Annotated in this window: 9 protein-coding genes; 1 reads left to right on the top strand and 8 read right to left on the bottom strand. The window is 69.7% G+C overall.

What is annotated here, in order from left to right:
* Positions 1 to 125 precede the first annotated feature (125 nt).
* From Vqi01_RS07670 to eccD, 8 genes are all read right to left on the bottom strand, one after another.
* The gene (locus Vqi01_RS07670) at positions 126 to 383 is read right to left on the bottom strand and encodes a hypothetical protein (protein ID WP_204033896.1); all 258 of its coding nucleotides are present in this window, start codon (positions 381 to 383) and stop codon (positions 126 to 128) included.
* Positions 384 to 504: 121 nt separating this feature from the next.
* Positions 505 to 834: a hypothetical protein gene (locus Vqi01_RS07665; RefSeq protein WP_204033895.1), complete on the bottom strand. Its 330-nt coding sequence runs from the start codon at positions 832 to 834 to the stop codon at positions 505 to 507.
* Complete coding sequence (locus Vqi01_RS07660; protein ID WP_204033894.1) at positions 831 to 1,265, bottom strand: YbaB/EbfC family nucleoid-associated protein; 435 nt, start codon at positions 1,263 to 1,265, stop codon at positions 831 to 833. Before Vqi01_RS07660 ends, Vqi01_RS07665 begins: the two co-directional genes overlap by 4 nt.
* 19 nt (positions 1,266 to 1,284) lie before the next feature.
* Positions 1,285 to 3,705 carry a WXG100 family type VII secretion target gene (locus Vqi01_RS07655; protein WP_204033893.1) on the bottom strand — a complete coding sequence of 807 codons (2,421 nt, stop codon included), beginning with the start codon at positions 3,703 to 3,705 and terminating at the stop codon, positions 1,285 to 1,287.
* 295 nt (positions 3,706 to 4,000) lie between these two features.
* Positions 4,001 to 4,285 (bottom strand): WXG100 family type VII secretion target, encoded by a 285-nt coding sequence (locus Vqi01_RS07650; protein WP_204033892.1) that lies wholly within the window; start codon positions 4,283 to 4,285, stop codon positions 4,001 to 4,003.
* 62 nt (positions 4,286 to 4,347) lie between these two features.
* Positions 4,348 to 4,575, bottom strand: a complete 228-nt coding sequence (locus Vqi01_RS07645; RefSeq protein WP_204033891.1) for a hypothetical protein — start codon at positions 4,573 to 4,575, stop codon at positions 4,348 to 4,350.
* 207 nt (positions 4,576 to 4,782) lie between these two features.
* Positions 4,783 to 6,189, bottom strand: a complete 1,407-nt coding sequence (gene eccB, locus Vqi01_RS07640; protein ID WP_204033889.1) for a type VII secretion protein EccB — start codon at positions 6,187 to 6,189, stop codon at positions 4,783 to 4,785.
* 4 nt (positions 6,190 to 6,193) lie between these two features.
* Positions 6,194 to 7,588 (bottom strand): type VII secretion integral membrane protein EccD, encoded by a 1,395-nt coding sequence (gene eccD / locus Vqi01_RS07635; protein ID WP_204033888.1) that lies wholly within the window; start codon positions 7,586 to 7,588, stop codon positions 6,194 to 6,196.
* 192 nt (positions 7,589 to 7,780) lie between these two features.
* On the opposite strand from eccD, the gene eccCa reads away from it, so the two are divergent.
* Positions 7,781 to 11,848, top strand: coding sequence for a type VII secretion protein EccCa (gene eccCa / locus Vqi01_RS07630; protein WP_443673779.1), 4,068 nt, complete (start codon positions 7,781 to 7,783; stop codon positions 11,846 to 11,848).
* Positions 11,849 to 11,903 lie beyond the last annotated feature (55 nt).

The following is an 11,903-nucleotide window of genomic DNA, read 5'->3' as shown; positions in this document are numbered from 1 at the left end:
CGCCGCAACCATTCCCGTCAACTTTGGCAAAATCGTGAAATGCCCAGGCGGCCAACAGGGAGCGGCCCGGAGGACAACACTCGCCTCCAGGCCGATCCCCACCGACCATCCACCACGGATCCCGGTCAGGTCCGGTGCGACGTACCGTCCGGGGTGAACTGACCGGCCAGGTGGGTACTCACCTCGTCCGTGTTAGTCAGCACCCGCCCCAACCGGTCGACGCTGTCGCCATCGGTGAGAGAGATGGCCCGGAACGCCCCGATCAGCGTGTCGAGTGCGGTGGCCACCACGTCGATCTGCGGCATGACCTGCTCGTCGAGACTCATCCGCACCGTCCCTGGCGGCAGATTCTCCGCCTTGCTGCGGGCAAGAGTCTTTTCCACTGCGCGGATCGCATCCTGGTACGACTTCAGGTGTCCACCATTCACCCTGTCCGTGTCTGCGGCGATCCTCGGACTCATTGGACTGTTCACAACACACTCCTCAATCGGCCAATCAGGCCCTTCAGGGCCGGCCCGCGCCGGCGTCCGTCAAGGAACTGGCCAAGTCCACACTGGCCTCCGCCGTGGTCTCCAGCACCCGGCTCAGCATGTCGACACTCTCCCCATCCGTGGTCGAGAGCGCGCCGAACGCGGCGACCAGACCGACGAGCGCCCCGAGCAACGGTGCCGTCTGATCCTGGATATCCCGATCGGTGGGGGACCGGATGGGCCCGAACGGGGTGTTGGCGGCTATGGCGTCGTCCAGCATCCCCGCTGCTCGGTCCACCCGCTTCTGGTAGGCAGCCAGCAGTCCGCTCTTCACGAGGTCGGTGTCAGCGCCGATCGTGCTCATCGTGGTCCGTCCGTTCGTTCCGTGGCCTGCGGAGCATCGGGGAACATCCGGCCGGCCGCACGCACCGCCTCGGTCAGGATCTCGTCGAAGTCGACCGGATTGTCAAGCATGTCGAAGGCCAGCCCACCGGCCGGCAGGTGCGCCTGTAGGAGTTCGGTCGCGCTTTCCCGCGCCTGCTCCCGGGCCGACTTGATCGTCTCGACCAGCAGGCTGCTCAACTCGGCCGGAGCCATGGTCCGGTAGGCATTGGTGGGGAACTTGAGCTCTGTGAGATCACCCTGGCCGTCCACGGTGACGATGACCGCCCGGTTCTTCGCGGTCACCGTCGTCGAGGCTTCCGCGAGCTTTCGCTCAAACTCCGAGACACCGCTCTGCTGTTTGGCGAATTCGGCATACGCCTGCTCAAATTTGCTGTGCAACGGACTGGTCATCCGTACTCCTCACTTTTCCTCAGTACCCACGACGGCTGTGCTGGCCCGTGCCGCGCGCCGGCCCGTACGGCGCGTCAGGGGTCCTCGGTACCGACGCCCCGGTATGCTCCGTCCCGGTCCCGTCCGGCACCTCGTCCCGGCCGATGACCGACGGCGCCACGTCCGGGTCGGTGCCCCACACCTCCTCCTCCTCGGCCAGCCACGTCTTGCGCTCCCGCTCCTTCTCCTGCTGGCCTCCGGCACCGGCACCGCCCATGGGAGCCATCGGTGGCATGAAGGGGTAGCCGGCGCTTCCCGCGCCCGCAGTCGACGCCCCAACGCCGGCTGGGCCGCCGCCCAGCCCGGCCAAGCCCGTACCGGGGGCACCGTCCAAGCCGGCCAGGCCATTACCGGGGGCACCGAGCAGCCCGGCCAAGCCACCGTCCGGATCAGCGAGCCCGTCAGCCTGCAAGGCAGCCGGGCTCAGCGGACCGAGCCGCATCTGGCCCGCCGGAACCCGGGCTTCCGAGCCGGGCTCGGCGCCTCCGCCGAGCCAACCATCGCCGCCGTTTCCAGGGACGGCACCGAGCGGATCGCGGCCAGGGGTGCCACCCGGAACACCGGGCAAGCCGGGCAGATCCCCCACTTCGAGGGAACCACCAGGAAGGACCGGCAGCGAACCGCCCACACCAGGTAGGTCTCGGGGGTCGATCGCGTTCGGCCGTTCCTGGAAGTCCCCGTCTCCGGTGCCGATCCCGTTCGGGCCGCTACCGGTCTGCTCCCGTCCAGGCACCGGTCGTCCGCCGATCGGCGACAGCAGGCCACCGAGACCGGGAGGCCCGACGAATCCGCCAGCAGGGAGCGGCCCCGCATCGCCGATCGTTGGATCAAGTCCATCGAGGCCGCCGGCATCGAACCCGGTGCCGGGCGAGGCGGGGAGGTCGAACCCACCACCGAGCGAACCCGGAAGCGGATCACCCACACCACCGCCAACGCCGAACGAGCCCGGAGGCGGATCACCCACACCACCGCCACCGCCGAACGAACCCGGAAGCGGATCACCCACACCACCGCCACCATCGAACGAACCCGGAAGCGGATCACCCACACCACCGCCACCATCGAACAGACCCGGAGGCGGATCGCTCAGGAGATCGGGAACGTTCAGGTTCGGCTCCCCCGGGCCCGGGCCGTCGGACTGCGGCAGGGCTCCGCGAGGATCCAGCAGATTCGTGGTCGTGTCGTTGAAGCTGTTTCGCAGGTTGACGTACTGGACGCGCATGGCCTCGTCCAGGACAGTCGCTCTCTCCTGGAAATAGGCGTGCATGTCCCGGTCCAGGCTGGCGAGCGAAGCCTGAGCCCCGGCCGGACTGGTGAAGTCGTAGTCCCGTCGACCATTACCGATGTCGATCGAAATCACACCACCAGTGCGTCGTTGCGCGATGTGGTCACTGATGCCGAGCAGTGCCCTCCTCACCATGACTCCGGGGTGGTACACCGGGAAGGTTCCCCTGACGCGTGCGCTGACGATGCTCCATTCGTCCCAGGTCCTGCGGACCTCCCGCCAGAAGGTCTCGGCCGCATCCCCAGCTTGGCGCAGCAGTTCCGCCCAGTTGCGGTTGATTTCCAGATCATCACGCAGCACCAGCATGTCCCTGCGGAGATTCTCCAGTGCTGCGTGATATGCCTGCGCGGCGTCGCCCGTGAATCCGGAACCGTCGCCCAAGCTGTCGATCTCCCGCTGCAGCTCGGCGGATCCTTGCTCCAGCCAGCCGGCCAGATTGGACACCGTACGCTCGGCCGCATAGAACGACTGGATGTCAAGTGGTGGCGGACTCGGCGTCCGGAGCAGGGCGTCGTCGGTAAGATCCCAAAAATCGCTGTTGAAGCGGGCCCGGGGGGTTTCACCCTCGTCGCCGACGAACCAGTCGAGCCGCCCCCTGACCCTCAGGTACAGATGATTTCGCCGGCCAGCGGAGGAGGCATAGCTATTCGCGAGACCGGTTCCCGAGCCGCCGCCGATGTGGTGAAAGAACTCGAACTCGTGTTCCTCCAACCTGCCGTAGTCACCCAACCCGGCACTGCCATATTGGATCACCTCTGATTCGACGTGCGTGATCCAGGGGCGGCCCATGAACTGGTGTCGATTCGTCGCCGGCGCCTGCAGCACCTGCGTCAACCCGTCTTCCCATGTCAGGGTGTCGACATTGGTCGCTGGTGGTGGCTGCGCAGTTTGCGTCGGCGGTGCCTCGGTCGGGGTTGTCGGCGGGATCGGCGATGTCATCGGGCGCTCCCGGCGGTGTCGATGTTCTCCTTCTCCGTCTCGTCGCTGATCCTCCGCGTGGCGACCAACGCGCGGGACATCGCGGCCAGTTTGGTTTCGTGGTCGGCCAGCACCTTGTCGACCGCTCTGCCGATTTCTTCGATCCGGCGCTTCACCAGCATGCCGCTGGCGAACCATTCACCGCCGGCGATGACGGTCAGACCTGCCCATGCGGTTCCGCCACCGTCGCCAGCGGCAGCCGGGTTCAATCCGGCGCGGGCGGCAGCGTTCTTCTGACGGAAGCCGTTGATCGTTCTGATGGCTGTTTCGAGCTTTTCGTCGTCGTACCTGATCCGAGGGGGCATGTCACTTTCCTGTGTGAACGGCGGCTGATGGTGGAGAAAGGCGGAGCCGGGCGGACGACGCTACGGCAATGTCGTTCGCCCGCCCTGCCTATCGCGTCCCGGTCGTCGAGGCGACCGACCCACCTCCGTCAGAACAGGCTCGCCCCCTGTCGGTCACCCGCCCGGAAGGCGTCCGCGATCCGCTCCAGTGCTGTGCCAGCCTGGTTGCTTCCGGCCTCGATTTCCTGCCGCTGCTGGTCCCACACGGTCTGGACCTCCTGGTATGCCTGCACGGCCGCACCGCTGTTCCCGCCCGTGTAGTTCATCGCCGCAGTCCGCAGCCCGTCGACGGCAGCCTGGAGCCGGCTCGGGATCGCCCTGAGTTCGGCCGCCGACTCCTCCATGAGTTCGGGGGTCCCGCTGTAGGTTGCCATCAATTTCTCCTTCGCTGTGCGACAAACGTCATCCATTGCCGGCGACGCCGGCGGCGTACGGATCAGGTCCAGCTGGCCCCGCCGGAAATCCCGACCGTGCCGGCCAGGCTGATGTTCGCGTCCTCGGTCTGGCTGGTGACCCGGCCGAAGGAGGTCATGGCCTCCTGGATGGCAGCGCGCTTGATCTCCAGCTGCCCGACCGCGGCCTCGATGCGGTCCATTCCATTGTCGAAGACCTTGGCGGACTGGCCGGTGTAGTCCCCGTGGAGACGGGATCGGGCCTCCCGCATGGTGCTCCTGGCCGCCGTCAGAGCGTTCCCCATCTCCTCGAACGCGGCCCGCAGTGCATCGCGACTCGCATCATCTGACCTGATCTGTCCAGGCACGATCTTGTTTCCTCTCGTTCTGCTCGCACGGCGGCTGCGTCGCGCCGCCCATGTGGGTGATCACCGACGGGTTTCGGTTGGCGGAAGCCTGAAAGAGGCTTCCTGCGTCGATCACCTCCCCGCCGTGGCCGATTCGAGAAGCGGTCCGGTCGGCAGCAGCTCCAACAGCCGCCGCGGCACCGGCCGCGCCCCGGACGGCGGATAGCCGAGTTGCTCGGCCGCGGCGGCCGAGGCCAGCGGGTACTTCACCCCCGCGTCGGTGACCAGGTAGAAGCCGGCCCCCGCGGCCTGGTCCGACCGGCCGGCCCGCACCAGGCCACCGACCTGCGGCCCCACGGCGATCCGAGCCGCCGTACGCGAGGTGCGGGTCGACCCCACCGCGTCGCGTACCGTCGCGGAGGCGGGTGGCGGCACGTCGGCGGTCACCTCGACCCGGCCGTCGGCCATGGTGTGCCGGACACACCAGGTGCGGCCACTCGGGACCGGCACGAACTGGGGTGGAGACTCCGGCACCCCGGCGGGCAGCAACGATCGACGCGAGACCGGCAGCCGGGCCAGCGCCGCCGGGCTCAGCTCCAGCGGCGTCACCGCACGCTCCCCATAGAGGCTCGTGGTCTCCGGGTCCGCCGCGACGAGCGTGTACCCGAACGGGTTCAGCTCCGCCAGCCCATCGGTGAGCAGCACGTATCGGCGTTCCTGCGCTCCGGCGGTGCGGGACACGAACAGTTCACCGACGCGGGCCCGCCGCCCGTCGACGGTGGGCCCGGGGGCGCCCCGTCCGGGCACCGGCAGCGGCGCGACATCGGGTCCGGCCGGCACCGACTCCAGCCAGCCCGCCTCGACCGGCACCGCGCCGCGGTCGTAGCCGAACACCCGGGCCAGCCACGGCTCGGCCAATCGCAGCCGCCGGCCGCGCCAGAGCAGGAAACTGTCGCCGCCGACGGCGGCCACGACCGCTTCGGTCGGGTCGAGCGGACGGTCGCGGCGTACTTGCGTGCCGGCTTCCTCGATGGTCAGCGTGGTCGAGGTGGACTGGGTGTCGGCCTGGTCGCGGGTGGTCAACGCGCAGACGGTCCACACCTGGCTGGCCACCGTGCCCGAAGGCGGCAGCGCGTCCGGCGCACCGACGATGCCGACCGGCTGGCCGCGCGACACGCCCTGCAGTGAACGACGGGAGACCGAGACGACCTCGGGCTCCTGCTCGAAGAGCAGCCGGGCAGAGGCGTAGTTGAGCACCGGACGCAGCGTCCCGGCGACATAGACGTAGCGGGTGCCGGTCTCCTTCTCCACCACCAGCACACCGTCGGCCTGCCATCTGCTCGACGCTCCGGGGACCACGAAACCGTAGACGGCGAAGATCGCCACGACCAGAGCCGCCACCAGCAGGCCGCAGATCGTCCCGACCACCATCCGTCGGTGCGGGTTCTCCAGCCCGTCCGGATCCGCAGAGACCAGGGCACCGGTCAGCCGGCCGAGGACGTACGACTGAGCCTGGACCTGATCACGGCGCGACTGCACGCCCTCACCCGCCCAACGACCGGACGGCGTCGTACGCGCCCAGCACCGCGAGCAGGATCGGCAACATGGCGATGGTGGCGACCAGTTGCGTGACGTCCCCGATCCGCCCCCAGTACGGCATGAGTCGCCGGCCCGGCAGCTTGCGCCCCAGCATGAACAGCAGCCCGCCGGCGATCGGAAGAATGCTGGTGGTCAGCACCAGCCGCAGCGGCGCCGACGCGGCGGCGAGCGCGAGCAGCACCATCAGCCCCAGCCCCAGCAGAGCCGGGACCGCCATGGCCAGCCGGTGCCAGGCACTGGTCATCGGCCGCAGGGCCAGCAACCGGACGATGGCGACCAGTGCGCCCAGCGTCCAGGCCGCCCACCCGCCGGACCGCACCAGCACGACCAGCGCGACCGCGACGGCGATCGCACCTCCGACGTACAGGCCGGTCATGTAACGGTCCGCCCGTGCGGTCTGGGCCAACAGCACATCGCTCGGCTCCGGATCGATCTCCTCCTGAAGGTGTTCGGGCTGGGTGGGCAGGGGACGCAGCTGGATCCCGGCGAGCCGGAACGCGGTCAGCGGAACCAGCACGGTCAACACGGTCGCCGACACCGCGACCACCGCCGCCGCCGCGTCGGGCGGCAGCGCCAGCAGCACGGCGAGCCCAGTGCCGAGGGCTGTGTACAGCGCCGCAGCGGCGACGGCGGCGACGAGCGGACCGGCGAAGCCGAGCACCACGGCGGCGAGCAGCGCGGTCACCGCCACCGCCACCATGCCGGCGAACATCTGCGGTGCGCCGACGCGAAGCACCGCGTGCGCCTCGGTGACGTCCGGTGCGATCATGCCGGCCAGACCGGCGTACCCGATCCCGGCCACGGCACTGACCAGACCGAAGGCGCGGTCGGCGGCGGCCCGGGTGAAACCGAACGCCCCGGCCAGGCAGATCAGCGCGAGGATCCCGGCCGCGATCACGCGGGGCAACGGTGGGCCGGGCATCACCACGGCGCCGACCCCGACGGCAAGCAGCACGATCAGCACGCCCAGCGCGGACCAGCGGATCATCTCCGGTCGCCACAACCCCGACCGGTTACCCACACCGGTGGCGATGCCGTCGGCCAGGTCGTCGAAGTGCACCGGCGGAATCTGGTCGGACCGGGGACGCAGGTGGACGTGGTCTCCGTCGCGCAGTCCCAGTGCCGCGACGCTGCTCTCCTCGTCCAGCGGTGGCGCGCCCAGCCGTTGCAGCACCCAGCCGCCGTGGGCCAACCCCGCGTCGGCCAGGTTGTCTCCGAGATGATGCAGCAACGCCGGCAGGAGGTCGACGACCGGCACATCGGCCGGTACGGCAACATCCAACTGCCGCCCGGGCCCGTGGACCACGAGTCGACATGTCTCGGCAACGGCGACACTCACGCCTCGCACGACGGGGCGGCTGACTCACGGGTTCAAAATCCTGCGGTGGCGCGGCCCACTTTGTGTCCACCCCCGACATGACGGGTGTGACCCGATCGCGGCCGGTGTCCGTAGTAGGGGTCGGGCCCGGCGAGATCGCCCCGGGCCTGGCCCAGGAGACGGGCACTGTTCCGCAGCGGAAGGCTGGCCCTGTTGAGTACGGTTCTGTTCAAACGTCCCGCTCGGCGTAGCGCGCCCCCGATGCCGGGCGGCGAGATCGATCTCCAGGAGCCACCGGATCTGCCCGAGCCGCAGGGCAACGGGATGCGCCAGGCGATGCTGGTGCTGCCGATGGCGCTGATGTCGGGCGTGATGGTGCTCATGTTCATGAGCACCTCCCGGGGGCCACTCACCTTCGTGATGATGGGCCTGATGGTCGTCGCCATGGGCGCCATGGCCGTCGGTCAGATCGCCTTCGGTGCCATGGACCGCAAGAAACGCCTCGGTGGCGACCGCCGCGACTACCTGCGCTACCTGGGCCAGACCCGCAAGCGCGTCCGCAAGGATGTGGCCCGCCAACGTGAGGCCAGCGACTGGCAGCACCCGGACCCGCGATCGCTCTGGTCGCTGGTCATGACCTCGCGGCGCTGGGAGCGCCGGCCCACCCATCCGGACTTTCTCGAACTGCGGATCGGTACCGGCGAGCAGCGGCTGGCGGTGCGCATCACTCCGCTCCAGACAAAGCCGATCGAGAACCTGGAGCCGCTGTCGGCGAAATCGCTACGCCGGTTCATCCGGGCCTACACCACCCTCGCCGACCAGCCCATCGCGCTGTTCCTACGCGGTTTCGCCCAGGTGCGGGTGGCCGGCGACAAGGAGGACGCCCGGGCGGTGGTGCGCGCCCTGCTCGGCCAGTTGGTCGCGTTCCACGCACCCGAGGAGGTGCGTGTGGCGCTCTGGGCGGACGGTGACGGGCTGGCTGCCTGGGAGTGGACCAAGTGGCTGCCGCATGTGCAGCACCCCACCGAGCAGGATGCCGCAGGTGCGGCCCGGATGCTCGGCCCGAGCGTCGAGGTGGTGGAGCGGATGCTCGGCGAGGCATTCAGCGCGCGTCCCCGGTGGGAGGCGGGCGCGACCCCCAGCCATGACGAACCGTACGTGGTGGTGCTGCGGGACGGTGGGCGGGGCGGCAACGGCAGCCGACTGACCAGCTCCGGCTACCGCAACGCGGTGCTCATCGACCTCGATGATCCGACCCCGGCCACCGGCAAGGGAAGCATCTGCATCGAGGTGGACGGTGACGATCTGCTGATGGTGCGGCAGGACCGGCTCGGTAACGCCGCGCGCACCCGACTGGCCCGGCCGGACCGGCTGGGCGCGGCACGGGCTGCGACGATCGCCCGGATCCTGTCGCCGTACCGGCTGGGTGCCGTCACCGACTCCGCCGCGGACGCCCTGACGTCCGACTTCGACCTGGGCACGATGTTGAACATCGCGGACGTGAAACAGCTGGACCTGGCGAAGCTGTGGGCACCCCGACCGGTCGGGGAACGGCTGCGGGTGCCGATCGGCATCGACGCCCGCGGCAACCCGGTCGAGTTGGACATCAAGGAGTCGGCGCTGGGCGGATCGGGACCACACGGGATGCTGATCGGTGCGACCGGCTCGGGCAAGAGTGAGCTGCTGCGTACCCTGGTGCTGGCACTGGCCACCACCCACTCCTCGGAAACGCTGAACTTCGTCCTGGTCGACTTCAAGGGTGGGGCCACCTTCCTCGGCCTGGACCAGCTCCCGCACACCTCCGCCGTGATCACCAACCTGGCCGACGAGGCGGCGCTGGTGGGCCGCATGCAGGACGCGTTGCACGGAGAGCTGGTCCGGCGGCAGGAGCTGCTCCGCGCCGCGGGCGGGTTCAGCTCCGTGCTCGACTACGAACGCGCCCGCGCCCAGGGTGCCCCGCTGGATCCGCTGCCCACACTCTTCGTCGTGGTGGACGAGTTCAGCGAGCTGCTGGCCACGCACCGGGAGTTCATGGATCTGTTCGTGATGATCGGCCGGCTCGGCCGGTCACTCGCCGTGCACCTGCTGCTGGCCAGCCAGCGGGTCGACGACGGCCGGATCGGGCAGCTTGAGTCCCACCTGTCGTACCGGATCGGTCTGCGTACCTTCTCGGCCATGGAATCCCGGTCGGTGATCGGTGTGCCGGACGCCTACGAGCTGCCCCCGTCACCGGGCAACGGTTACCTGCGCACCGACGTGTCGACGCTGATCCGGTTCAAGGCCGGGTACGTCTCCGGGGTGCACCGGGACGCCACCAAACGGGTCCGGCAGGAGATCGTGCAGCAGCAGGTGGTGCCGTACCGGCTGGAGCCGGTGGCGGCCCCGGAACCGGGACCGGGCGGCGCGGATCTGGCGACCACCGCGGACTCGGCCGCCGCTGCGGCAGGTGACGCGAACGGCTCGACGGCGGCGACCGACGGCACCACCGCGACGACGGACGCGACCGGCACGGCCGCCCCGGAAGCGCCCCGGGAACGCAGCGTGCTCGCCGTCGTCGTGTCCCAGCTGATCGACCAGGGGGCGCCGGCACACCAGGTCTGGCTGCCTCCGCTGGATGCGTCGCCGACGCTGGATCAGCTCCTACCGACGCTGGCACCGGACCCGGATTTCGGGCTCACCGCCCTGGACTGGCCCGGCAACGGCCGGCTGGTCGCCCCGGTGGGTTTCATCGACAAGCCGTTCGAGCAGCTGCGCGATCTGCTGATCGTGGACCTGTCCGGCACCGGCGGCCATGTCGGCATCGCCGGCGGGCCGCGCAGCGGCAAGAGCACCCTGCTGCGTACGCTGATCAGCAGCCTGGCACTCACCCACAGTCCCCGCGAGGTGCAGTTCTACTGCCTCGACTTCGGTGGTGGCACGCTCGGCGCCATGGCCGATCTGCCCCACGTCGGCAGCGTCGCCGGTCGGCTCGACACCGACCGGGTGAGCCGCACCATCGCCGAGGTGACCAACCTGGTCAGCCAGCGGGAGAGACGCTTCACCGAGCTGGGCGTCGACAGCATGGTGACCTACCGGCAGATGCGGTCCGACGGCCGGATCGCCGACGACCCGTACGGCGACGTGTTCCTCATCGTCGACGGCTGGTTCACCCTGCGCCAGGAGTTCGAGTCCCTGGAGTCCGCGGTCCGGCAACTCGCCGCGCAGGGACTCAACTTCGGGGTGCATCTGATGTTGACCGCGTCCCGGTGGTCGGAGATGTACCACGGTATGCGGGACCAGATCGGCACCCGGTTGGAGCTGCGCCTCGGTGATCCGGTCGACTCGACCGTCGACCTACGCATGGCGGCCACCGTGCCGCAGGTGCCCGGGCGGGGCCTCACCGCGGACAAGCTGCACTTCCTGGCGGCGCTGCCGCGCATCGACGGCAGCACCGACCCGGACAGTCTCGCCGACGGGGTGCGGACGCTGGTCTCCACGGTCGGCGAATTCTGGCCGGGCGAGCCGGCACCGCCGGTGCGTACGCTGCCCGCGGTGTTGCCGGTCGAGTCACTGCCGGCGGCGCACGGCGACCTCAAGGTGACGCTGGGCCTGGACGAGGCCGGGATGCAGCCGGTCTGGCACGACTTCGCCGAGCTGCCGCACCTGAGCTCACTCGGCGACAGCCAGAGCGGCAAGACGAGCCTGCTGCGTCACCTGGCCCGGTCGGTGATGTCGCGGTACACCCCCGCCGAGGCGCGGATCCTGATCGTCGACTATCGGCGGCAACTCTTCGACGCGGTACCCGAACCGTACCGGCTGGGTTACTCCGTCTCCCCCGACTCGACCAGCGCGACGGTGGCCGACGCGGTGCTCGGGCTCAAACCACGGGTGCCGGGCAGCGACATCACCCCCGAGCAGCTTCGCCGCCGGGACTGGTGGAGCGGCCCTCGCCTGTTCGTCCTGGTCGACGACTACGACCTGCTCGCCGGGTCGGACAGCCCGTTGCTGCCGCTGGTGCCGTACCTGTCCCAGGGCGCCGACATCGGCTTTCACCTGGTGTTGACCCGTGGCGCGGCGAACGTGATGCGGATGTCGATGGACCCGGTCATCCGCCGGCTGCAGGAGACGAACAGCCCTGATCTGGCGCTGTCCTGCCCGCCCAACGAGGGTCCGCTGCTCGGCAACGTCAAGCCGCGGCACCTTCCGCCGGGGCGTGCCCTGCTGTGCACCCGACGCGGCGCCCGTCTGATCCAGACCCCGTGGAGCCCGCCGGAGGAGCGCCCGGTGTCGCGGGCAGGGTGAGGTGGGTAGGCGATCTGAGTCATCTGACAGATTCCCGCGCCCTGTCGTCCGGGCA

This window comes from Micromonospora qiuiae (assembly GCF_016863555.1).
Lineage (GTDB): Bacteria > Actinomycetota > Actinomycetes > Mycobacteriales > Micromonosporaceae > Micromonospora > Micromonospora qiuiae.
This window is presented reverse-complemented; position numbering and strand designations above follow the sequence as displayed.

Excerpts from the sequence above, each read along its gene's own strand:
- Vqi01_RS07650 (WP_204033892.1), bottom strand. The coding sequence starts at position 4,285 with ATGGCAACCTACAGCGGGACCCCCGAACTCATGGAGGAGTCGGCGGCC.
- Vqi01_RS07665 (WP_204033895.1), bottom strand. The coding sequence starts at position 834 with ATGAGCACGATCGGCGCTGACACCGACCTCGTGAAGAGCGGACTGCTG.
- Vqi01_RS07660 (WP_204033894.1), bottom strand. The coding sequence starts at position 1,265 with ATGACCAGTCCGTTGCACAGCAAATTTGAGCAGGCGTATGCCGAATTC.
- Vqi01_RS07645 (WP_204033891.1), bottom strand. The coding sequence starts at position 4,575 with ATGCGGGAGGCCCGATCCCGTCTCCACGGGGACTACACCGGCCAGTCC.
- Vqi01_RS07655 (WP_204033893.1), bottom strand. The coding sequence starts at position 3,705 with ATGGTTCGCCAGCGGCATGCTGGTGAAGCGCCGGATCGAAGAAATCGG.